The sequence below is a fragment of the Methyloglobulus morosus KoM1 genome, from assembly GCF_000496735.2.
GTDB lineage: Bacteria > Pseudomonadota > Gammaproteobacteria > Methylococcales > Methylomonadaceae > Methyloglobulus > Methyloglobulus morosus.
In genome coordinates, this window is sequence record NZ_AYLO01000112.1 from 13,001 (window position 1) to 35,942 (window position 22,942).

Here is a 22,942-nt window from a genome sequence, read left to right on the forward strand (position 1 = left end):
ATTTATAACTTAATTTATAAGTCATCCTTAATCTTACTTTAAGCTTTTTAAAAAGTATTGATGTTAACCAGTTCGCACAAATTTTGTGAATTATTAACTTTACCAGATTGGCGAAACTTAACACAGCGAATTATCAAAAAGCAGTCGATAGCCTCTATTTCTTAAAAGGTTGTAAAGTCAAAATAAAAATTTAAAAATTAAATGGCAATAAATAAAAACTCCCCACCATCATGGCCTGCGTTTTTTATTGGCGCATATTCTGGGGTCTGGGTGATGCTGTTGGCGCGGGCAACAGGAATCACAATATCCGATACGGTATCAAATAATTGTTGTGCCTCCAATAAACCTTGATTATTTTGCAATGCATCTATGACCGCTTTGGCAAAAATCGAATGACCACCACCACCACCGTCCATGACTTGCTCTTCGCCACCCGAAGTCAGAGATGTTCTGGATTTCGTTTTTATCATGACTTTCACTGTTTCTAATTTTTGCTTCTGGCTCAGGTCAGCTTCTATCCTGGGTATTGCTGTACGCGTCATTGCACCAGAATAGCAGGAGTCGGCAACCACAATGATATGCTTGGCATTCATTGTATTCAATATATCAGTTACATCAATGTTTGATACCCAGTTGGCGGTATTGTTTATTTCGGCATCAATAGGTAACCATTGGCCACGCTCGTTTGTTTTGTCTAACTCGCCATGACCTGCATAGTAGATCAGCAAGTTGTCGTTTTCTGTCAATTTAGTTCGCAACTCATTCAAAGCCGATAACAATTGGTAACGATTTGCGTTTATCAGTAATTGAGTAGTAAAGCCGTACTTACTTTTTAAAATACTGTCAACCGCCCTTGCATCTTCATCCGGCGTGTCCAGATCAGGTAGCTTTTCATAATCACTGTTACCAATGATCAAAGCGTAATAATTCCCAAATTCAAGGTCTTTCCATGGGTTTATTACATTTAATGGCAATGCGGCCTCAACCGGTTCGCTGTTTAAGAAATCATCTATCGCCAACATAAATTCTAAGTTTTGCCGCCCGCCTTCCTTATTGATAGCGACAATGCTAATGGGCGTTTTATCGCCTTTAATGCTTATTGAGCTTTTAAATTTACCTTGCGCGTCTAAAGCGTTTTGGGCATCATTTATCGTCAACGATGTAATTCCAGATGGATCTGTTACTCTGCCTATAATGTCCCGTTCTTTAACGGCTGAACGTATTTTCACGATTGGCACCCCACGCACCATCGATACTGGTGGATCAATGATTTCTATCACTGGTTTATGCGATCCAGTAACTGCAGGAGAGGCTGTGCTGTCACTTGTAGTACTGAGGGTAGCGATGTAATCTAAATTTTCTTTATCAAAACCGCTAGCTTTTTTGTAAAGCTCTGTAGCCGCCGCTAAATTTTTTTCGACCCCTAAACCTTTTTCATATAAATAGCCTAAATTGATTCGGGCACGACTGTTACCCTGTGCCGCAGCTTTACGATACCATTCAGCAGCAGATTTGTAATCGGGCGGGGTATCTTGGCCTTTAGCAAAGATTTCACCTACATATACTTGTGCTTCTGCATTACCTTCTTGGGCGGCTGGTAACCAATATTGGAGTGCCGTAGCTTTATTGGCCTGATTGTATGCGACGTATTCTCCACCTTGTTCTTCGCAATCAAGGGCGGACGTTTTGATGGGTATGCGGGCTGTCATATATATAGCTTCACGACCTAACTTGCGAATTTGTCCTGGCAGCAAACAATCAACAATAAAAAACTTATCAGCGTCACTCAAATTTCTAACTTGTTCGATTTCTCCTGCCCTGCGCTGATATTCAGCAGGATCATTTACACATCCTAGAAAAATAAAACAGGTTATCAGCAAGTAACTTGCATAATTTATTTTCATAGCTCTATACTTTGCGCAGGTTGATTTTTGGCTTGGCATCATGGACAAACAGATGCTGGAATTAAACTATTATCTTGACAAATTCCGCCTGTTGCACCTAGTGGGAAACCGTCTGGACAAACCGTACTTGGGGTCATGATAATCCCACTTCCTTCAATAAAACAGCCATCACTACAGTCCTGGGGCAATTGTGCACCACATAGATTTGAATTGGAAAAATTTACGTTATTTAAGGTTGAACCGGTAAAATCAGCGAACCTTAAATTTGAGTTTATCAAGGTTGTGTTATTAACAATGGCATTGATAAAACTTGCTTCGGTCAAATTTGAATCGGTCAAATTTACATTGCTTAGGGGTGCCAAACTAAAGTTTGCAACTTTTAAATCACTCCCTTGGAAATTTGTGCCCGTCAAACTTGCATGGGTGAAATTCACATAATTAAGGTTAGTTGGCGTATCACTAGAAAATACGGTGCCTATTAAAGATGCATTAGAAAAATCTGCACCCGTAAAATTAAACCCAGAGAACGTCAGGTTATTCAATATGGCATCCGTTGCTTTGATACCCCTCAAATCTAGAGATTGCGGGAAATTGACACCGGTCAAGGTAAAATTACAGCCGACCAAGCTATCGCCGGCATTCGGTTGGAAACAGGTTGAACTATGGTCTTGAGACCAAATGACCAATTTTCCGTTGATTGCATTACAGCGATTTATTAGGTCTGAGCTGTTTTCATTTTGTGTTGGTGCCAAGCCATTGCTAATTATAGTGGTGAGCCCGTGCGGCTTTGAATAACAGGCGGCGATCCTATTGTCCGCCAATACTTTCCTATGCGGACATATGGCACTAGCGAGTATTAACACGACACCCATTGGCGCTGCAAATTGATACTTTTTCATTGTACCCTCCCTATTTTTGAAGACGGATAAATTTGTCATTTTGTCGTAAACTAGGAAATCTGGCGAAGTATCCCACCTCGTACATGGAAATAATGCCCAGCGTATAATTCCGGCTGACGGGTTGAAAATACTTAGCAGGCAGTTCTATCCCTAAAAATTGCCCTAAACCCACCTCCGTTTCCAAAGGGAGGCCTCCCTTATTAAATTTCCACTGTCATAGGCTTGTTTGTCGACCTAAGGTCATCCTGGTGGAACAACGGATGGTGGGGCATTACAATCCCCTGTATTAAGCAACATAGTGTCAATGCAACCATTCGGAAACGCAAAATGATTATCTGGACAAACCGTATTGGTATTCCAAAAAATAACCGGGTTTCCTATGATAGCGGTCGTACCAGCCACAGACGCAAGCGAAAATTTCGCACCACAGAGATTCGCAGCAGAAAAATTGACGTTATCCAAGGTTGCACCGGTAAAATTTGCAAACTTTAAATCCGCACTTTGGAAATCTGCATTAGTTAGATTTGCACCTCTCAAATCAGCAAATTTATATTCTGATGCCGTATTGATTGTGCCGTTCAGTGATGCGGCAATAAAGGCAGCGCCAGTCACATTAAACCCGGCTAGGTTAAGATTGCTCAAGGTGGCCCCCGTTGCGTTAATGCCACGCAAATCAAGTGAGGCAGGAAATTTGACATCAGGTAGTGCGAGATTGCACCCGACCAAATTATCTCCGGCAATCGGTTGCGAGCAACCTGAACCTTTGTTTTTAGCCCAAATAACTAACTGTCCGTTGAGCGAAGTACACCTGTTAATGAGCGAAGCATTACTTAGGTTTTGATTGGGCAACAAACCGTTTTTAATAATGCTGATCAATCCACGTTGTTTCGAATAGCAGGCTGCTATCCTATTGTCTAATTTTTTGGCAGCCAAGGCTTCGCTGCCTGAAAACAAAACGCTTGCGGCAAACACCACGATGCCCATTAAACCTTTAGATTTACGCTTGTTCATTTTGTCCTCACTCAATGATGCTAATTGCCAATATGTCTTAAAAAACCGTTACCTTCGCCTACCGCCGAAATTCCCAGCCCCTTGTATTGTCCCCCCGTGGATAGCGAACACACCACCGACCCAATCGGCACGGCTTCCAAATGGCCGACCCGCAACAACACCACTGGCTGTAGTCAGATTTTGTTGGCTTGTGCCAACCTGAAAACCGCCACCCGCTCCAGCCGTTTTTTGATCAAACTGAAACTCGCCAGTTGGCTTTATGCTGACATTATGTGCAGTTATGCGGGCGGCCGCAGTAAGGTTGCCGTCGACTTGTTGCGCATTGGCCACCAAATTGTAGTTTACAAGTTTTGCGGCGGCGTAATTAAGGGTACTGGTAAAACTACCGCAACCTTGGCACGGCACCAATTGGCCATTGACCGAAAAATCACCGTTCACTACGCCATCGTATTGAACTCTCCCCAAATTTTTAACTGTGTCGATTGGCGTGACTTTTCCTTCAGCAAAGTAAACCGCCCCATGGAATAGGTCATAATTGTTGCCTCCGATATTCCCTAGACGGCCATTAAAATCGAATCCACTCAAATAAGACCCGAGTTCGAGTCCCGTAACATTTTGATTCGTAGTAAATTGGTTCGTAACGATACGATCCAATTGCCCATCAGATATATTTCTACTGCCCTGATTAAACTGCCCTTCCCGAAATGCCGTTACCTGTCCTACCTGATTGCCTGGGTCTAGTTGCAAGTTCAAGAACCCATTGCCTTCCCGCCCAATTTGATTGATAGAAATAGCGCCGCTTGCATTTGAAGGCGGGATGCCGACTCCGCGACGGTTCATGAAGGGCGATGTTGCAAGGCTGACGTCTCCGTTACGGCTTTGACGCGCCAAAAACGTGGAATAAAATCCGCAATGCCCATTGTTGTCACAAGGCGGCGATGACCTATCTTTCCCCACTTGGCAACCCGTGCTCCCGCCTGAAGCTTGGCAAGTTTCGCCTCCCGTATCACTGGGTATCGTGACTGGCGGTTCGTCAGGAGGGATGGTATTCATTCCGTAGTTTTTACCGCCTTGGAAATCCGCGATAGCGCGATTCATGTGATCCGACACAATTTCTTGCATGGTTTGGTCTTGATCGGGCATGGTTTCAAGAAGCTGTCGTGCCAATGCGAAATTCGGGTCGTTTTTAACGGCTTCTTCGCATTGTTCACGGGCTTTGGCAAACTGGCGTTTGTCTTTCAAGTCCAAGCAATTGCAAAAGGCCTTAAACGCCTTAATATTGGTGGTTTGAGGCCTGTCGATTGCCGTTCTAAGCGCTGGGGAAAGTTTATCTTGAGTGATGCCTATATTCTGGAGTAGCTTATAAACCAGCTGTTTTTGCAACAGAAAAATATCAGACAACTTATTGGCTTCTTTAATGTCCCCTTTTTTGGAAGGGTCTTCCACATCAGTGGTGGTGGCGTTTACCGTTAACTCTTCATCCTGAGCTTGGGCGATACACAGGCTGGAAGCCACTAAGACCAGCAATATCAATCCTATCTTAAATGGGTAAGAGTTCATTGCCCCTCCTTACTGTTTCCAATCAAGTAATCACCAATCATCAATTTTTCTGCCCGCATGATTCGGCCTGCGCGTACACGGGAAGATGTTTCAACAAGCTCTCCTGTTTGGGATAGCTTGATCTCGTCAATGAGTTTTTGGAGTTTCTCTCGCTCAAGCACTTTTAGGCCGGGCACTTTGGCAAGGTCGGTAATGACGAAAGCGGTCAAGCCCTTACCTATCGGCCCGTATTGTTCTGCGCCTTTGTTGATTAACGGATTTACGGCAATACTGTTAGGTTCGGGCGCCAGCCCAGAAAGCATTTTCTCATTGGCGATAGCTTGTGTGACTTCATCCTGGATAGATTTTGAGTTCATCAGCGTTAATTGTTTGGTAACACCACTTTTTTTCGCGCCCTCGGGATCAATCGTTGCGTACTTTTGCCATTGCTGGACAGCTTTTGATGTATGACCGGCATTAAGTTCAAACAGGCCAAGATGATAGGCTGCGGCGGCATTGTACGGGAATGCTTGTTGGATTTGCGTAAACAGCCTCGTCGCTGTCTGCAGGTCCCTGGCCTTAAAGGCTTGAGTCGCCTGATTTACAGCAGGGATTTCCGGGCTTATTTGTTCAGAAACCTGCCCTTCCATAGCCTGTGATGCTTGTGTGATTTCTACAGCCGAACTGGATGTCACCTTGACTAAATTTCCAGGGTACAGGGTTTTCTCGCCCTGACGACCATGCCATACCGCAGAAACCAAGTCATTAAATACCGCAATTTCGGGCTTATCTTTCATGGTCACAAGGACTTTCCCCATCGCCAATGCCAGCCCACCATTGCCGATATGTATTTCCATGGCTTGTCCCGCCTGCCCTAATGTGGGCATGGCATAGGCTATCAGGCGGCCTTGCATGAGCGTAATTTGTTGGTCTTTATCAAACTTGACGGTTGTTGCCGACCCGATGTCGATAAAATTGCCGTTTGGAAATGCGACACGACAACGGCTATTGGGGTTGTCAGTCGTCTGAAGCGCATCACCAGGCAATAAGGTTCCTTGAGCTTGAGAATTTTTGTCCAGTTTTGAAATCTGGATTTCACCCGTACAAAGTTCAATCTGTGCGACACCTGGAATGTTTTCAGCCTTAACGGTATGGCAAAAAAACAAGGCACTGAAGCAAAGCAAGAGGTTGGCTTTATGTGCGAAAATCAAGAAATTATTTTTCATCGTTTATTTCCTCAATGCACCGTTAGAAATTCAAATTTGTGCCAACATTCAGCCCGACCATATTTTTGTCGTAATCGAACAATTTTGCATTCGAGCTATTGTCGGTATAGGTATAACCCAAGGACACGAAGTAGACTTTGTAGAATGTCTGGCTGAGAGAAAAGGTTAAGGTATAGCGATTGTCCAAACGCCTGCCCTTATCCACAAACAATAACGCCGGGGCATCGTAATCGCGATTTAAGTATTTGAAATCCAGGTAAAACTCTGTCCCCGTTTTAAACCGGGCGAAGTACGACGGCCCCATTGACCATTCGTCATAGGAAAAACGGTCTGTGTGGGCATTACGCCGACTATAGGTGCCGAATAACGCCAGTGAATGCTCTGCATTAAAGGCCTCAAATTTATACCGTGGCCCAAACGTGCCTGTATGCGTTATACCACTTAAGGCATCAAATTGAGGCTCAATAAAATCTTCATTTTCATAACGGTACGATAAGGCAAAATCCGTATCGTCGCGTAGGTTAATTTCAATATTCGGCATGAAATAATAGGCATGGGATAGGTCATTATTGGAAAACCGTCGGTCAATAAACCCAAACGGAAGTTTCGCCTTAAACCTGCGGTCATAATAATCAAGCCCCGTATTGACATCTGTCTGGGTGTAATTAAAGTTACTATTGGTGCTGTCTGGGTATTCATGATGGAGAAATTGAATGTGGTTATGCCAAACAAACCCATTTGGCTTGCCAAAATCGTAGAGCAGGTCGCCGTTGAGGTTAAATTTGAGCAGCCATCCGTCAAGGTTTTTAGATGTCAGCGCTTGGTTATTTGCCAATAAAATGCGCTCATCCCTGGGCCCGACGTTAACATTGCTGTCGTATTCCGGCCCCATTGAAGCCCGGAGAGCCGCAAAAAACCGCTTGGACTCGACCTGTGGTTCTTCTATATCCACCACGGCTTTCTCAATTAACTCCTTAACTTCTGCATCGGGATTTTCTGCCAGCACTTTTTGCAGTTCCGCTTGTGCCGCATCAGTATTGCCTGCCTGTTTATAAGCTGCCGCCAGTTCTAAACGAACTCTAGAAAGTTTCGGCTCGCGCGCCAGGATTTGTTGGTATTTTTCGATAGCAAGGCCTGTTTCCCCTGTCTCATACGCAGACCGCCCTAACCAATACAATACCTCTCGACTATCGTTTTGGGCGGCAACTTCTTTGAGGATGGGCAATGCCAAACGATACGACCCGTTATAATACAAGGCCATAGCCTCATGCAGTTTGGCGTTGAGAGTCTCTTGCGCTTTTGGTTGGGTTGTTAAAGGGACGGCGGTAACGGTTATTTGATCTTGTCCTGGCAAGACATATTGTTCCGCAAAGACAGTATGACTTTTTAAAAGTATTAATATAAGACAAAAAATCAAATCTCTTGAAGCTATTAATCTGTGCCTTTCCACTGATTCACCTCACATTTTCATGCAATAAAGCATTTATTAAAATTATTGTCTTGTTTGCAATTCTAAGGCCAATTTGATCTGCTTTTCTGCCGCAGCAAAGCTAGGGTTAGCTTGCAGTATCTCTTTAAATATTGTAATTGCCGGTTCGTAAAGATGCTTGTCCATCAAAGAAATCCCTTCTTCATAACGCTTCCAAAGCATCATGTCCGTGGCGTTTTCTTTTCCAGAAATAACACTGGCATCCAATTTACTGGCAAGATGCACGGCTATCGTCTGCATCTGTTTGGCTGCGTCTTGCGGCGAACCTGACGTAGCTTCACTAAACTTTACTAGCGAGGTTTCTGCATCAACCACCCTGACGTCAATCCTGACTTGACCAGCCATCGCCATATAACTACCGAATGCCAGCAGGTTGGCGCCTGCTATCCTGCCTAATTTCAGCCGGGTTTCATCGGATGCGAGTTGGCTAGTGCTAAGATGCTGCTCTTCCAATGCCGCCCGTAAGTTTACCCGCTCCACCAAACGCATATCCGAGACCTGCGAAAGGTCGGTTATCAACATTTCCGAAAGCGCCTTACTGAGATAGTCAACATCGCCACCCGCCATGGAATTATTGTCAAAATCCCAAACCGCCAAGATTAAGGCACGGGAAGTCGTCGCGCCTTCGGTGGCAACAGGGCCGGGTTGCGTTGCGCAGCCTGATAACAAATAGCCCAGCACCAAACAAAAACCATAACGGGTAATTTTGCGATAAAACAGGTTGTGGACCGTTGCGGTTATTTGTGGTTTCATCTACTGCGCCTGGATAATTTTCTGGTTCTTTTCTAACGCGCCCGACACAGCGAACGGCTGGGCATAAGACATCAAATCTTCCACTTTCGACACTTTAAGCTGCCCTATTTTCGTTTGCCGCGTCCCTAATACTTTGCCGTTCAATTCAATCGGTTCTTCATCTTCGCCAAGAACATTGAAAACCATGCCAGGGGTCACGTTGTGCTTATTGCCCAGATTGATAATGACCGTATCGCCGTCAGTTTCGGCAATTCGTCCTTTCATTGGATATTTATCTTTGACTGTTGCCGCGATTGCCTGGGTAAATTTTGCGGCGATACTAGCGGGATCTGGATTTCCCGTTTGCCGCTCGGATAAAGGCAAGACAATATCGGTGGTTTCCGTATCTACCAAGCGTAGGTTAACCCTATTGTCGCCCCCCATCGACGATACGCTACCGGTCGCTATCAGCCGAGCGGCGATAATTTTGCCCAGTTTGAGGGCCGTATCGGGATCAGATAAATTAGACGAACCAAGGTTTAGCTCAGAAACGACTTTATCCAAAATGGCCCGCTCAACTACCCTCAAATGGGCTGCCTGCAACTGATTGGTCAATTCGTTTTGCAAAACAATATTAAGCCCTGCCCTTTCAGATAAGTTATCGGCATTGCTGTCGGCAAAACCGATAATTGACAATGCCATGGCTGGCGTAGTCCAATCGTCTTCCGGTTTGTCTTGGCTTTGGTTTTTATAGCGCTCAACCAGGTCCTTAACCAACTGGTTAATATAGCGCTGCTTTTCCAAATCTTGCTTTTGCGCTATGGCCGCTTGTGCTTGCCGTAACAAGGCATCGCCGAGATGGTCAGTGGGGTGGGTTAGTTTTAATTGCGAGAAAGCTTTAACCGCTTCTTCCGGTTGCCCCAATTCCTGCAACGTCACACCCATGTTGGTGAGTGCATCCCGATCATTGGGTTCTTCGGCTAAGGCTTTTTTATATGACGCTATCGCCAAATCAGGCTCTTTGCGATTACGGTATATATTACCCTTTAACGTGTGTGCTTCGGCCCTTTGCCAAGGGAAATCACTATTCCCGTTTTCGGCGAGGGTCAACTCGGATTCCGCTTCATTTCTCTTGCCTTGCTTATAAAGCACTTTGGCCTTGATTGTCCGCGCCTTAGTGCGTTTGGGGGCCTTCTTGACAACCTTGTCAATCCTTAAGCTTGCTTCGATAATTTTTCCGCGCTTAATCTCTACTTCAGCCAATCCTTCTTCACCTTTAATAGCCGTATCAGCGTTAGGGCTGTTCGCCATTTCCTGGAACGTAGCTTCCGCCCCCGGAAGCTTATCATCCATAAGCTCGCTATAGCCTTTTCTCACTTGGCTATCATCAGCTATAGCGGCAAGACTTATCCAACCGAGAAAGCAGCCTAGCAGCAAAGAGTTAGCACCCGCCTTGTGTTGATATATCTTACGCATCTATTGATACCCCTGGGCTTATTTGGCAATCGCTAACATTTCAACACAACCTACAACCTTGCCCTTTTATTTATGGTCATATGACCTATATAGCAACTCCCTGTATACCTATTGAGCAATGGTTAGCGTATCGAAAAATTCGTAAAAAAAAAGGGAATTTTTAACACTGAGTATAATCATTTAAGTTACGCCTGTCCTAAAATACTTTAGGTTGAACAATCAGTTATTGCCTGTCCTATCACTCCCCCTCAAAACTTCATGAAGCACTTTCCTGTTGCTTCACTTGGGCTGTTGGTGATTTGAAATTAAAACCAAAATGTTTCGGGTCTTCCCCAATTACCGCAGCTGCAAATATATAGAAAACATAATCATACGTTTCCTTTGGAATTTGATACTGCTGGATAAACTTCCAGAAATTCTTGTCCCGCGGATTATCCGGCATTTTCCTAATCATGCCCTTCACTCGATTATGGCCATAGTTGTAGCCTGCCATGACCAATAAGCCGGATGCTTGCGCCTCGGTACTAAATATGGTTTTCAAGTATTTTGCACCGGCTTTAGTGGCTTTTCTGAAATCAAAGCGGGCATCTTGTACATCATATTCCCTGACATCTGCCAGAGGCCCAGCCGCCAACCCATACTCTTTGCCTGTCGATGCCAAAAACTGCCAAGCGCCTTTAGCCACGCCATAACGCGTTTCAGGACCAATCGCCATGGTATTATAGTTGCTCTCCTGTAGCGGTAAATACATGAATTGAAGAGGAAGGTCTTCTGTTTCCAGGGCGGCGATAATATCTGGTGCATAATTATTCATTTCTAGCCGCGCCATGGCTTCCGGCATCCTTGAGGATGATTGCCAATACTGGATATATTTCCTGACCTCCTCCACAAAACCGTCCGGTAACTCCAACTCACTTTCCCCAAAATCCCTGGCAACCTTTGTGATTAATTCTTCCTCGTAACGTGCATTGGTAGGAAATCTGAAACGAAAAGCAGTGGCTTCCTTCACATAGTGCTGATACTTATCTTTCATGCTTTTCAGGTTTAGCTTTTCCTCCGCTACACGCTGTCTCTCAGCTTTGATTTTTTCTTGTTCGGCCCTAATTAAGTCTTGCTCCGCCCAATGCTTTTCTTTGGCTAACACGTTAATCATTTGATCTAGCACCTCAGAGCTTTTGTCAATCGTCAATTCCGATTGTGCTAAATTGACCTCTAACGTCTTGATGTCATAGAACATATCGATAGCCAAAGCGCGTGCGTTTGATAAGGCAACGTATTGATAGCCCACTGCGCCCACGGCAAATAGAAAAAACACACCTAATATCCAGATAACTTTTTGGTATTTTTTGCCTCGGCTACTGCGGTCTTCATGGATAATTTTACGCACCATGCGCGTGTAATCACCTGAACCCTCAACTTCATTCTTTGCCAACAAACGCGCCTCAATTTCTTCTTTCGATAACTTTTGATGGGTTGTTGCTTCAGTCGGAACACTTGAGGGGATAAGGATGGTCGGGTCAATGACGGCTTGTTTTACGGCTTCTGGTTTTTGACCCGCCATATAGATTTGCAAACTAATATGGGTATTGCCCAAATAAACCGATACGGGCAATCGCAATTTTGATTTTTGATGTACTAAGGCATTTTCTATATAAATACCGTTTGTGCTATTCAAGTCATAAAGCCACCAATCCCAATTTTCCTGCTTAACTTCAAGATGGTGCCGACTGACATCACCATGTTGAACGACAATGTCGTTATCGTCCGAGCGCCCCGCAGTAAATCCCGATGTAAAAAAATAGTTTTTTAAAGTTTGACCGTTCTCATCGACCAGCACAACCTGCAAACCAGGGCGAACCAGCACCGTACGTTCAGTTTCCGGTTCCTGCTGGAGCGCTCCTTGTGGAATGATGACGGTTTTATCTTCCTGCATGAGTTTATAAGCCCTGGAATTTACTTTAAGGTATTAATTTTGGTGAAAATACCACAACCACCACGATCCTAGTAGCCCATATTAATAACGCTTATATCCATATGGATATAAGCTCCATCCTACACCTTCAATTACGTTCAAAGCTAGGACGTTATATTTCTGTACTGCAAAACCATGCCGAGTGAATTGGGTATCGATAAACCCGGTACACGGCCTAACATATCAGTTCCTGCTAGTAATCCGATTACGGAATTTATTCGCATCATAATTAGGCTGTAATGAAAGGGTAAGCCACTCGTAGCAATAAGCGTTTCGAATGGCATCACCCTGGGATAAGCCTATATCGTCATCGGGGGCCATGCCGATAATGATAGCATCCATGCCGGGATGCGGATTGCCGGGAAGATTGAGTACTGTATGGGCTCGTTCGTGGATAATTTCCACGGCTCGCTGGTCCGGGTCGCCTTGTTGGAAGTGCAGAGGTGTAAAGTGTACAGTTTCGTCGCGTGTGTTGGTCGACACAAAGGCACCGAATAGACCTGTCGGTTCACACTTTATCGGGAACTGCTTATCTAGGCTAGCGCGAAGGGTGGCGAACTTTGTCAACAGGTCCGTATAGTTAAATGCTTCAGCAATCGAGTTTGGGTTAATCGGTGAAAGCACGTCGATATGGAATATCCGTTTGACTTTTTGCTTGGTGTCGAGCTCTACCCCTTCCGGCTTGATGGTGGTAGTCCGCAAACGGTTTAGCGCTATATCCAGCATCTGTTTGGCCCTTACGAGATCGCTGCGAATAGTGGCGCTTTGCTGCGTTGAACAACCGGGAAAATCCTGTTGCCCAGGCGGCTTAGGCGGACCATCAAATTGATTGAGCTTAGCCAGGGTCGGGCCATTTGGATCGACGCGTCCATCGGGGAAACTGGAACCTAATTGTTTGCGCTGGAAATTTTTGATAGCGGTAATGGTCTTTTGCCAGGGCAGCCCATCCACATTTAGCGCCGGAATCGGGCCACCTTCACTTTGCGGAACTTTATTAAGTAATTCCTGAACCGTGGTTGAGTCATCCTTGCGGTTAACTCCCCCTGCACCAACTGACCTTAAAATGCTACGTGCCATAGATAACCCCTTTCTTTTAAGGAGTCGTTGAACAAGTTGATCCCCGTATGGTCTTCCAGGCTCACAAAGGACGGAAGCTATCACTTACCGAACATATTGAGCTTGGCAAAGGGCTAGCCAACGCTTCCTATTTAAACATTAAAATAGTCAAGGCTTCGAAGCTAGAAAATACCTGCGATACCTTAAATAACGTAACCTTGTGATTCGATCCTGCCTTACATTTACACATTGGCTATCATCTTTCACATCAACGCACAAGTCACGGTAATATTACCCACTCACATATCGATAAAATAATTGGCAATAAATATACAGTCTTAATCACATGCCCATACTTAACCGGGTTTCAATAAGCCCCATTTATCGACGGAATCCGTAATGGGTTTCACCAATTCACCTACGGCTTCCCTAACCTTGCGTTAAGCTGCCCTAGCTGGCCCTGCCGTTGAGCATAACCGCGTCCTGGACTAATTACGTACAAATGAAACAACACCGTACGTCCTGTTTCTGGCTCCTACTGGAGAACTTCCTTTGGAATAATGACAGTTTTGCCTCCTTCATCAACGCTTCGCCTTAATGTTCAAAACTTATACTCAGTTGCCAAGCCATCGTTGTTGCCTTTTTCCCATAGCCCGTGTTTCAAATAGCGGTCTTGTCGGCTGCATCAAAGATAATTCTAAAGCTGCCGCCTGACGTTGACGTTGCTTGCCAGTCCTTAAGATCGACTGACAGTGTTGTTCATTAATCGGGTTGCCCAACAAGTAACGAAATTCCGGCGTAAAGTTCTGTTGCCGTTGCTTCCACCACCGATCAATCAACGAAGGGTCTGGATATGGCAGATCTTCGTCTGCGTCCATGGCAACATTTTCATCTTCTGGATTTTCAGTTGGGCCGGGGGCAAAATCTTTCGGCATTTCGCCATCCAAATCTTCATAGGCTATATCAACCCCCGTAATATAGGTGAACGATTCGCCGGCAATTTTTGCCAATTTTGGGACTTCCATTTGTTTTATTAACCAAGGGATGTAACTTGGATCACCCGAAATACCGGCCCCTATAATCGCATCCCTTAATCGATCCTCTTGTTGCACCAAGCCTTTCAACAGTTCTTTGACAACTGTCCGATTCTGCACACGAAACGCCACAGACATGGCTTTAACAGATAATTCCGAGCCCTCAATAATTTTGGCTTGCAATAAAGACAGGGCATTACCGCGAGCACCCAACAGCACAGCCGACCATGCCGCCCAAAATCCTGCCGTTGGATCCAGGTTGCCGACCTGGTCCAATAAGCTTTGTTTTAAGTCAACTCGCCCCAGTTCGGCAGCGGCCCTCATGGCGCGGATTTGCAACTGCCTATCACTATCCAGGATGGCCTGATCGAGATATTTTCCTGGATCGACGCGATGTATAGCACAGGCTGAAATACCCGCCCGTCGCCAAAAGGGATTACCTGAAACCAGTAAACCGCTGACCTTTCCCTGCAAATGATGTGGCTCTACCCAACCCAAAGCAGAGACAAGCCCCGGCAAGGTTTCGGGCGTTTCCTCAACAACTTGATAGACCTTGTAGATCCGATCACTATCATTACCCTCTAAAGCCAGAAACCCTGCGGCGAAGACCTCGCCAGACCCCTTAAATTCAAGGTTATTACAGCAGGCCTCCCAGCCATAATCCCCGGCAATCCGTAAACCATCAATATGTGCCTCGACCCGATTATCCAGTTTTGCCAAATCTTTCAAATTGTAATGTGGGGCATAAATCGCGTTACGTCTCAATAACCAAAGAAAAGCCGCTTCTTCAGCGTGTTGGTCGATGATATGAGGAATCACGGTAGCTTTCTGGCCCATCATATTCACTCAGAAATTAAATTAGGATCGTTATTCATTTTAAGTTATAGAATAATTAAGTTAAGAGGTAACCAAAAAAACTTTAACAATCATATATGAAATACCCTTAGCATTGGGGTACAAACAAGAAAAACTTGGCTATCCACAATAACAAAAGCAACAAGGCAATAATGAGTGCTGGATGGAAACTTTTACGTTTGAGGGCCAGCACAACTGCCGCTACTGCAAAAACAAATATTGCAATAAAGGAAAAAACAGGCGCGGATTCGGCATTATTATCAAGCGGTAAAGAACAAAATGTAAGGCCTTCGGATGCAGCATCGGGTTCGTCCAGCATCCATTCATATTTGTTTAGCGGCCAGCTATAGATAAGCAGGCCGCACAGGGCGGCATAAAGATATAATGCGACATTCAACACAGCCCTGACTTTACTGTTCATGGCGTGGAAGAGTTTAGTAATTTAAGCACTCGAGGCCTACGCTTGAGCATGGCCCGGCCATACTCGCTATATTCGCGTCCTGCACTTCCTGGTGCAGCGCGAAATGATGCTTCATAATCACCCAAGCCACGCTGGGTGCCGCGATTATAGCGTGAGCCGACAACGGCAAACTGCTCGTCACTCAACTTCAAAGGATCGGTATTGGGGTAATCATGCGCAATTAAGCCCCGCAGATGTTTGGCGACAACTTCAATATTGAAAGCATCAGTTTCCAGGCATTGCGCTAGATTTAGGCGACGTTTGAATTCCATAGCCCCTGTATCCATATTCATTTCACGTGCAGCATTGCGCAATTGCATACTGATCGACCCAAATGAAGTCAACTCGGGTCTTGAAGTTATTGTGAGGTGTCGATCTACCCATTCCGGACCACTCCAGTCAAACTCACGGTTTAGATAGGCTGGCATATCAACAAAATCAGGGTCGCCTCCTACCTCTTCCCAAGCCGTCCCGGCCAACAAGTCTGCAGGAATGCCAACCTGGTTGGCGGCTGAGATAATCCGTAACCGATTGTAAGCCACCCAGCTATCCTTGTAAGCAAACAAATACTCTTTTCCGCCACCCAACCGATCTGGCCAAATTTTCCAAATCAATATATCAAAAGGCGTCCATTTAGGATAACTGGGCGAGCTGGGATCGCACAGCGCATTGGAATTATCTGACATAAAAATCCTCGACTTACACTAGACTAGAATCACCGCATGGCGCTAATTCAAGATAACGCCCAAAACCAGACTTCTTTGCAGGCAAAATAACAGTGCGAATTACATAAAAAAGTGCTGGTTGATGATTCGATTAGATCAATATGGCCGCCATCATAACCATCAATCTTCCAAAAAAAGACAACGCCTTTTTTGTCTTTAAGTTCAGTTGGAACGGTACTCGGCCTGTTAAACATCAATGGGCGACCGAACACGGTAGGTTTGATAAGCTGATCTGCCAATAATTTTGCACCGGGCTCTACAAACCTATTTTTATAGGTACCGTCTTTTATTTTCAGGCGGCCATCAAAATTTACTCCCGATTTAATCAAGGCAAGGCTCATTCTCGTCGCACAAGTATTTGCATAACCCGCGTTCTGCTTAATCAAATCATTGATGTCGTAACCGATTTCATTATAAAGCTTCTCTGATGAGACATAACTTGGATTAGTGAATTCACTGGAGTAATGATTGCTCTTTAACATCAAATAACCCGGCTTCATTTCCTGCCTCCACAAGGGAATAAACTATGTAGAGACTCCTCAATAACTGAAGAAGCGCGGTTTTTTAACCTGTCCGAAGGCAACTTCTTGAAATATTCAAAAATATTTTCCCTAATCGTAATGGTCTTTAGGGTACTGTAATCGCACCAGGATTTTTTTTCTGTTGCATCCAACACCCCAAGCAAGTAAAGCATTGCCCTGTCCCTTTCAGGTTCATTGGGGCTGGTGTAAGCGGTAAAGAATTGTCTGGCGGTCAAATTGACATTATCAACAGTTATAGATGATGAAGGCTCAACCCCTTTTTCGACAACCCCAGCATTACAACCTGATGTAATCAACAACATTATTAAAAGTCTTGGTAAAAAAATAAATTGCTGCTTTTTTACATTTTTGTGCTTTCTATATCGCATAGCTATCCCTCATTCAGTTCGCCAAAATATTTTCCCTCAACTTCTGAATTATTAGTCCATTCAATCGGTAAAATACCGTCCTTTACAAAATGATGAAATGTGGAATAAGGCCAATCTTGCACTCGGTTAACATAGCCATGCTTCACAGGATTAAAGTGGACGTAGTCGATATGTTTGGAATAGTCCAACTCTGTCGTAATCGTATGTTCCCAGTAACGCCGCTGCCAAATACCACGCTCCGAACGTTTGCGGCGTGTCGCTGACAGTCGTTCGGTACGGGGTAATCCTTTTGAGAATAACAGTTTTATCAAACGCCACCGTACCGGAAAATCATCGGTATCCGGTGGCAATGTCAACACGCAATGCAGATGATCTGGCAACACCACCCAGGCATCAATGTGGAACGGGTATAATCGCCGCACCCGCCGAACCGAATCGCGGAGCAAATCGATATGATCGGTCAGTAATGTTCGTTGTCGTTCCAGTAAGTTAACGGTGAAGAAATAGCATCCACCCACGACAAAATTTCGCCGATAGTTTGGCGATGGTTAACGCCCCAAAAAAGCAAATGTTAATTCATGCGTAGGGCGGTTTCGCGCCAGTAAACCGCCCTGCCAAACAACCCCGAACGGTTAGGCAATAATCCACCTCAGTAACTTCGTTTGTTGGTGGATTGCTTACGCGAATCCACCCTACAATTTACCAGCCGTACGACCGTTACAATTTATCCACCGTACGGACGTTACGGGTTTACGGGTTCATCCGACGTACGGCCGTACGGGTAGCCGATGTACAGGCGTACAATTCACCCGCCATACGGCCATACAATTTACCCGCCGTACGGCCATAGCGCGAATCCACCTTACGGGGTTTACGGGTCATCCGCCGTACGGTCGTGTAAGGGATTTGAAATAATTGTACGCCATTCATCGGCTGTGATAATTCCAATTGTCTGTCCAGAACATGACCAAATACCATCGATCCCACTTGTCAACCCAGTAAATTCGTGCTTGTTTGATTTTGGAATATCTAAGGAAGTGAGTTTATTATCACGAAGCATATCAATACCGCCCGAATGAGAGACATATACGACTCCATCACGAGTAGCAATACCCCAATAGCTCCGTTCTTCATTAATAGGTTCTATGATTGACCAGTGCTCCCGATTACCTAATAGAATAGTTCCATCATATCCGGCAATCGCATATCGACCATCATAAAGCAAACAAACGCTAGTTAAGTTTACATTGGTTGGAAGATCAAGATTATGCCAGTTAGAACCATTAAACCAAGCTCCAAGTCCATCCGAGGTAACAACAATAAAGTCACTAGAGCTATTGCCGCTTATGCCCTCAATAGTGGGCTCCACACCGCCGATATTAAGTTGAGGTAAAGCCTTAAATTGGTCGCCGTTAAGCCGATACATTTGCCCAACTGATCCACCACATATCACATCTTCGCCAACTACGCGAATCTGTCGGAGTGGTCCTATTTCCTCAACAATGCTGTTTTCAATAAGGACTCTAGAGGCCTTGAGCTCCTCTTGTGTTTCCGCCAGCCAATTAAATCTAAAGACCGTACCACCCTCTCCCAATACATATGCTTTTCCATCCTTCTTGGCATCAATGGATAGAAATACTTCTCCGGCAAGACCAAATTCCATCCATGAGCCGTTTCTAAGTTCCAAAATGCGATTAATAGGATCATCATAATTATCCCCAACAGTACATGTCATTATTAAGACACCCGACATTGGACTAACTGCTTCTTGAATGTAATCGTCTGGCATAAAAATATTTGTTATAGCATTCATTGAATAACCTCACTAAATTGCTCGCCCTTTTGATCGTGCTACTGGTTGAGGTAGCGAATCATGAGCCTTAACCGTTAACCCCATTTTACTATGTCCCTCCTCTAACTGCTTTGCCAAGCAAGCTTTGTCACATCCCTTTGAACCTGCTGGAACTTTGACTTTCCCTATTGCAGACTGAGCGGCAACGCCACATCCGTTTTTGAGACTATATTTTTTGTTTTTATTAAGTGGATTCTTGACCCATTTATTTTTTTCTACAGTATAATTACAGCCCACCTTACCGTGCTCTTTTTTCTTGTTATGGTCATGCCCTTCGAGGCAGATAGTTGGGGCTTTATTTGAAACATAGTTGGTGGCAGGATCAGCTGACCCACGACTCTCGTGAGCTACAAATTCCTTTGATGGCAGCAAGTGATGTCCAGTCATCTGGTTACCATCAGACCCATTGCAGCACCTATTGGGCGATTTTGGCATTAAAAAGCATTTTCTGGCATTGCAACATTTTTTGCTCCAGTCCATATCGCCTGTACAATTCGCTACTATAGCTTCAGCCATCTCTTTACATGGGTGGTCATCTTTAGCCATAGCAATAGCGTCCGTAAACGGCCAAGGCACAGCTTCATTAGCCGGGCTACCATGATTATTAGTGGTCATGTCCAAATGCCTATCGACATTTTCTCCTTCAAATTTAACATCCATCGACCATTTTATAAAATATACCTTACCTGTATTCTTGCTTGAAATAACCCCTTTTTTCGCCGCAGCGCCCGCTTCATCGCCCGTTGATTTTTTGAAGCAAGACTTGTTTTTCAACATGATTTCTTCGCCGGATATTTTCACCGTTTTGCTGCCCTCTGTGGTATCCGAAGCAAAGCCGGTATTAGGATAGGGAACTGGGACACCTGGCGGCGTTGCAGGATTTTCTGGAGGCGTAAAAACAACATCCGGCATCGCACAGATTGTTTTACCGGCACCTGCTTTACAGGCGATTTCCATTCCGTTGGCATACACTTCATTTGCCATTACTAACCTCCCACCGTTTGCCAAGCAAAAATCATGGAAGAACGCTTACCATCATCATTACCAAAATGCGCTAGTATATGGGCACCCTTGCTATAGTCTTTTTCACAAGCGGACTTTAAAACAGCAAGCATTACCGCGCCGATTACAGCACCCACTTCGCCGATGCAATCAGCCGGATGCCATATATCAAACTCTTGCCTGTTATTACTTCGGTTTAAACGGCTAAATGCCAAACTCGATTCTTTAAAATGATATTGCTCTCCCGATATGTCGGTTATTTTAAATTGCAGGATGCTTTCCCCACACCCCGCATCCCCCAACGACTCCTTAATCGCCGCCGTCAAGCCATCCGCCCGTAACGGCTCTTCCGAATCCACATACGCCTTTTCCACCCCAAAGCCTAAGCCACGACAGATCAACTGAGGTTCCGGCCTGGCGTGAACTGCTTCAACTACTAAAGCCGCCCCCGCCTCGCCGGGAATAAAACCATTGGAATTCTGGCTGGTTAACAGCCGCTCATTCTCTTCATAATGGGCTAAGGTCGGTGCCACCAGCAGGCTATCGGTGGCAGCTATCAGCACCTGTTTAACCTTGCGTTCCTGAAGCAGTTCCCGTGCATGTTTTAATGCCACCGCCACCGCCACATGGCCTCTGGCAATCACCCGGGATTTTTCGTGAAATTCCACGCCCAGTTCAGTTTGCATATCAAGAAAGAACTGGTTGTCGTCATCAATCACACGGCCTTTGCGTTCGTGTTCCGACAAGCACAGGAATAAGGGTGTGTCCTTTGGAACAATCTGCTGATTATTCGCCAGACATTCGTTAATGGCGGCGGCGGCCATTTTGATCAGTTTGATCTTGCCGCGCCAGGGTTGTTCCAGCGGCACTTCGCAGCCCATGATCCATTCACCGCCGCTATCCATAAAGCGGGTTTCCTGAAAATTATCCAGGGCGCAGCGGATGGCGGCACAGGAGGCCGGGGCGTTTAGGCCGACTCCTGTGACCATGCCTGTTCCGGTGATTGCTAGGTGGAAGCTACTCATTAGGTTATCTAGCTATATCTGGTAGAAGTTGGAGTTGCTTTGCTGATTTTTTTATATCCCCCTCATCCCGACCTTCTCCCTCGAGGGAGAAGGAGTGATTTCTGATTTTAGCTGAGTTCAGTATTAACCTTTTCCACAGGACGAAGGAGTGTTCACTCGTTTTAGTTGAACATAGAAATAGCCCTCTCCAAAGGGAGAGGGTTGGGTGAGGGGAAAATTTAAGAGTCACTTAGCTCTCTCCATAATATCCAAAATAAACAAACGAATGGCCTCTAGTACGCCTGCGGTATTCTCAATGACATCATTATTCCAAAAACGGATGACTTTAAATCCTCGTTGTTCAAGAAACAATCTGCGTTGATTGTCATAGCTAATTTGATCGGCATGTTGCCCTCCATCCAATTCGATAATCAGTTTTAATTCAAGACAAGCAAAGTCAGCAATATATGGGGCAATGGGGAACTGTCTACGAAATTTATAACCACATAACTGCCGATTGCGTAGTTGTTGCCATAGTAATAGTTCGACATCTGTTTGGTTTTTTCTTAATGTCCTGGCTTTGTCGGTTAATGGCATTGCATTTTTTTGTTTTAAATTCCCCTCACCCAACCCTCTCCCTTTGGAGAGGGCTTTTTTATCTGGATATGATTGGTTAAGCACTTAACTAAACATCCTCTTCTGTTTCTGTCTTATTCGCCTTAGCCAGATGCGCCAGGGACGGATAGTAAGTTTTGCCCAGCTCCCGCGCTCGCCACCAACCACGGGACATTTTGCCTGCCAGCACTTGAGGTATTTCAAACATATTTTTCTTCAGCGGAATACTGGCACGCCACGTCAGGCAAAATACCCCTTTATCCGGTTCTAATACAATGGTGTCAAGTACGGCCTGGGTTTCATGACGTTCGCCTTTTTTTCGAAAAAATACCACAGGAACATCAATAGTCGGCAAGCTAAAGGCAATACGGCCTTCGGGCGACAGGTTAACCAGCACGACTTCTTCACCGCCTTTGGGGTAGGGGATTTGCTGGTCTTCCGGCGCGGCCTGATAATACGCTTCGTTAAAATCTGCGGGTAAAAAAGGGAAGGTGTTGTCTATCCAGTCCTGATCGTAAGTGCCGCCATAGGGCAGACGTTGCGACCAGCCTCGGCCAACGGGGCCAAAAGCCATGGGTTTGCAATCATCGTTCGGAATTTGGATAGGTCGGTTTATTTCTTCGGTATTGGGTATGGGCGTACCATCGACCAGATAGCTGTCCAGTAATTGATGATAGCCTTTACCAACCGGATTAAGCATATAGGCGCTATGCTTATTTTTATCGTCATGAAAATTATCCAGACCGCCGAAGGCATTGTCGTAACTGATCGGCATGACGGTAAATTCTTCCGGTTGGCTTGGTGCAATCGTAAGCCCTGCTTTCCAGTAACGATCGCCAACCACGTTAAAGGTCTTGATAAAAGTCCCCAACTTTATTCCTACCTGCACCATTCGCGTTGGGCGGCCTTGCGGAGCATAGGCGCTGCCGTTTAACAGCACATCACAACGATGTCTGATGGGTGCGTAATCGACTTCATAGAGTGGCGCTGAAAATCCGGGTTCTCCGGTAAAGGTATCCGCCATTATCAAGGGGATTTGTTCTTCTGCCAGTTGCGGTTTTTCGTCGGGTTTAGGGATGGTGAATGTTCCCTTGATGGCTACCACCAACAGCTCACGACCATCAGGTTTCATCCCCATGGTGTAACCCGCTAACATACCAGTGGAATTGATAAGATCCATA

Annotated in this window: 21 protein-coding genes and 1 pseudogene; all 22 read right to left on the minus strand. The window is 45.2% G+C overall.

Annotation, left to right across the window (positions count from 1 at the left end; translation table 11 throughout):
* Positions 1–197 precede the first annotated feature (197 nt).
* Positions 198–1,904: a caspase family protein gene (locus tag MGMO_RS14355; RefSeq protein ID WP_051384059.1), complete on the minus strand. Its 1,707-nt coding sequence runs from the start codon at positions 1,902–1,904 to the stop codon at positions 198–200.
* A gap of 38 nt (positions 1,905–1,942) precedes the next feature.
* Positions 1,943–2,803: a pentapeptide repeat-containing protein gene (locus MGMO_RS14360; protein ID WP_023495782.1), complete on the minus strand. Its 861-nt coding sequence runs from the start codon at positions 2,801–2,803 to the stop codon at positions 1,943–1,945.
* A 240-nt stretch (positions 2,804–3,043) separates the two neighbouring features.
* Complete coding sequence (locus MGMO_RS14365; protein WP_023495783.1) at positions 3,044–3,814, minus strand: pentapeptide repeat-containing protein; 771 nt, start codon at positions 3,812–3,814, stop codon at positions 3,044–3,046.
* Positions 3,815–3,862: 48 nt separating this feature from the next.
* Positions 3,863–5,374, minus strand: coding sequence for a hypothetical protein (locus MGMO_RS14370; protein WP_023495784.1), 1,512 nt, complete (start codon positions 5,372–5,374; stop codon positions 3,863–3,865).
* Positions 5,371–6,579 (minus strand): CsgG/HfaB family protein, encoded by a 1,209-nt coding sequence (locus MGMO_RS14375; RefSeq protein ID WP_023495785.1) that lies wholly within the window; start codon positions 6,577–6,579, stop codon positions 5,371–5,373. The genes MGMO_RS14370 and MGMO_RS14375 overlap by 4 nt, the downstream gene beginning before the upstream one ends.
* 22 nt (positions 6,580–6,601) lie before the next feature.
* On the minus strand, positions 6,602–7,933 hold the full coding sequence (locus MGMO_RS14380; protein ID WP_152976374.1) for a porin family protein: 1,332 nt from the start codon (positions 7,931–7,933) through the stop codon (positions 6,602–6,604).
* 138 nt (positions 7,934–8,071) lie between these two features.
* Positions 8,072–8,821 (minus strand): CsgG/HfaB family protein, encoded by a 750-nt coding sequence (locus tag MGMO_RS14385; protein WP_023495787.1) that lies wholly within the window; start codon positions 8,819–8,821, stop codon positions 8,072–8,074.
* On the minus strand, positions 8,822–10,276 hold the full coding sequence (locus MGMO_RS14390) for a FlgO family outer membrane protein (protein ID WP_023495788.1): 1,455 nt from the start codon (positions 10,274–10,276) through the stop codon (positions 8,822–8,824). It lies immediately after the preceding gene.
* A gap of 256 nt (positions 10,277–10,532) precedes the next feature.
* Positions 10,533–12,209 carry an FHA domain-containing protein gene (locus MGMO_RS14395; RefSeq protein ID WP_023495789.1) on the minus strand — a complete coding sequence of 559 codons (1,677 nt, stop codon included), beginning with the start codon at positions 12,207–12,209 and terminating at the stop codon, positions 10,533–10,535.
* A gap of 222 nt (positions 12,210–12,431) precedes the next feature.
* Positions 12,432–13,325: a peptidoglycan-binding domain-containing protein gene (locus MGMO_RS14400; protein WP_023495790.1), complete on the minus strand. Its 894-nt coding sequence runs from the start codon at positions 13,323–13,325 to the stop codon at positions 12,432–12,434.
* A 593-nt stretch (positions 13,326–13,918) separates the two neighbouring features.
* Complete coding sequence (locus tag MGMO_RS14405; protein WP_023495791.1) at positions 13,919–15,178, minus strand: TIGR02270 family protein; 1,260 nt, start codon at positions 15,176–15,178, stop codon at positions 13,919–13,921.
* A gap of 103 nt (positions 15,179–15,281) precedes the next feature.
* Complete coding sequence (locus MGMO_RS14410; RefSeq protein ID WP_023495792.1) at positions 15,282–15,614, minus strand: DUF2645 family protein; 333 nt, start codon at positions 15,612–15,614, stop codon at positions 15,282–15,284.
* Complete coding sequence (locus MGMO_RS14415; RefSeq protein WP_023495793.1) at positions 15,611–16,339, minus strand: hypothetical protein; 729 nt, start codon at positions 16,337–16,339, stop codon at positions 15,611–15,613. Before MGMO_RS14415 ends, MGMO_RS14410 begins: the two co-directional genes overlap by 4 nt.
* Before the next feature lie 47 nt (positions 16,340–16,386).
* A complete protein-coding gene (locus MGMO_RS14420) occupies positions 16,387–16,878 on the minus strand; it encodes a T6SS effector amidase Tae4 family protein (protein WP_023495794.1) in 492 nt (163 codons plus the stop codon).
* Positions 16,875–17,222: a Rap1a/Tai family immunity protein gene (locus tag MGMO_RS14425; protein ID WP_152976375.1), complete on the minus strand. Its 348-nt coding sequence runs from the start codon at positions 17,220–17,222 to the stop codon at positions 16,875–16,877. Before MGMO_RS14425 ends, MGMO_RS14420 begins: the two co-directional genes overlap by 4 nt.
* A gap of 68 nt (positions 17,223–17,290) precedes the next feature.
* Positions 17,291–17,827: pseudogene (locus MGMO_RS14430) on the minus strand (REP-associated tyrosine transposase); the annotation flags it as partial.
* A gap of 211 nt (positions 17,828–18,038) precedes the next feature.
* A complete protein-coding gene (locus tag MGMO_RS20900; RefSeq protein WP_268768313.1) occupies positions 18,039–18,170 on the minus strand; it encodes a hypothetical protein in 132 nt (43 codons plus the stop codon).
* A complete protein-coding gene (locus MGMO_RS14435; protein WP_023495797.1) occupies positions 18,160–19,101 on the minus strand; it encodes a hypothetical protein in 942 nt (313 codons plus the stop codon). Before MGMO_RS14435 ends, MGMO_RS20900 begins: the two co-directional genes overlap by 11 nt.
* A gap of 12 nt (positions 19,102–19,113) precedes the next feature.
* Positions 19,114–20,124, minus strand: a complete 1,011-nt coding sequence (locus MGMO_RS14440) for a PAAR-like domain-containing protein (RefSeq protein ID WP_023495798.1) — start codon at positions 20,122–20,124, stop codon at positions 19,114–19,116.
* A gap of 2 nt (positions 20,125–20,126) precedes the next feature.
* Positions 20,127–21,167: a 3-oxoacyl-ACP synthase gene (locus MGMO_RS14445; protein ID WP_036308246.1), complete on the minus strand. Its 1,041-nt coding sequence runs from the start codon at positions 21,165–21,167 to the stop codon at positions 20,127–20,129.
* Between the two features lie 225 nt (positions 21,168–21,392).
* Positions 21,393–21,827: an endonuclease domain-containing protein gene (locus MGMO_RS14450; RefSeq protein WP_023495800.1), complete on the minus strand. Its 435-nt coding sequence runs from the start codon at positions 21,825–21,827 to the stop codon at positions 21,393–21,395.
* 4 nt (positions 21,828–21,831) lie between these two features.
* Positions 21,832–22,941: a DUF2169 family type VI secretion system accessory protein gene (locus MGMO_RS14455; protein WP_023495801.1), complete on the minus strand. Its 1,110-nt coding sequence runs from the start codon at positions 22,939–22,941 to the stop codon at positions 21,832–21,834.
* Position 22,942: the final 1 nt, after the last annotated feature.

Coding starts and splice junctions, on each gene's coding strand:
- MGMO_RS14455 (WP_023495801.1), bottom strand. CDS start 22,941: ATGGATCTTATCAATTCCACTGGTATGTTAGCGGGTTACACCATGGGG.
- MGMO_RS14400 (WP_023495790.1), bottom strand. CDS start 13,325: ATGGCACGTAGCATTTTAAGGTCAGTTGGTGCAGGGGGAGTTAACCGC.
- MGMO_RS14405 (WP_023495791.1), bottom strand. CDS start 15,178: ATGATGGGCCAGAAAGCTACCGTGATTCCTCATATCATCGACCAACAC.
- MGMO_RS14445 (WP_036308246.1), bottom strand. CDS start 21,167: ATGAGTAGCTTCCACCTAGCAATCACCGGAACAGGCATGGTCACAGGA.
- MGMO_RS14415 (WP_023495793.1), bottom strand. CDS start 16,339: ATGTCAGATAATTCCAATGCGCTGTGCGATCCCAGCTCGCCCAGTTAT.
- MGMO_RS14355 (WP_051384059.1), bottom strand. CDS start 1,904: ATGAAAATAAATTATGCAAGTTACTTGCTGATAACCTGTTTTATTTTT.
- MGMO_RS14420 (WP_023495794.1), bottom strand. CDS start 16,878: ATGAAGCCGGGTTATTTGATGTTAAAGAGCAATCATTACTCCAGTGAA.
- MGMO_RS14370 (WP_023495784.1), bottom strand. CDS start 5,374: ATGAACTCTTACCCATTTAAGATAGGATTGATATTGCTGGTCTTAGTG.
- MGMO_RS14360 (WP_023495782.1), bottom strand. CDS start 2,803: ATGAAAAAGTATCAATTTGCAGCGCCAATGGGTGTCGTGTTAATACTC.
- MGMO_RS14435 (WP_023495797.1), bottom strand. CDS start 19,101: ATGAATGCTATAACAAATATTTTTATGCCAGACGATTACATTCAAGAA.
- MGMO_RS14395 (WP_023495789.1), bottom strand. CDS start 12,209: ATGCAGGAAGATAAAACCGTCATCATTCCACAAGGAGCGCTCCAGCAG.
- MGMO_RS14365 (WP_023495783.1), bottom strand. CDS start 3,814: ATGAACAAGCGTAAATCTAAAGGTTTAATGGGCATCGTGGTGTTTGCC.
- MGMO_RS14385 (WP_023495787.1), bottom strand. CDS start 8,821: ATGAAACCACAAATAACCGCAACGGTCCACAACCTGTTTTATCGCAAA.
- MGMO_RS14390 (WP_023495788.1), bottom strand. CDS start 10,276: ATGCGTAAGATATATCAACACAAGGCGGGTGCTAACTCTTTGCTGCTA.
- MGMO_RS14410 (WP_023495792.1), bottom strand. CDS start 15,614: ATGAACAGTAAAGTCAGGGCTGTGTTGAATGTCGCATTATATCTTTAT.
- MGMO_RS14440 (WP_023495798.1), bottom strand. CDS start 20,124: ATGGCAAATGAAGTGTATGCCAACGGAATGGAAATCGCCTGTAAAGCA.
- MGMO_RS14425 (WP_152976375.1), bottom strand. CDS start 17,222: ATGTTGTTGATTACATCAGGTTGTAATGCTGGGGTTGTCGAAAAAGGG.
- MGMO_RS20900 (WP_268768313.1), bottom strand. CDS start 18,170: ATGACCCGTAAACCCCGTAAGGTGGATTCGCGCTATGGCCGTACGGCG.
- MGMO_RS14375 (WP_023495785.1), bottom strand. CDS start 6,579: ATGAAAAATAATTTCTTGATTTTCGCACATAAAGCCAACCTCTTGCTT.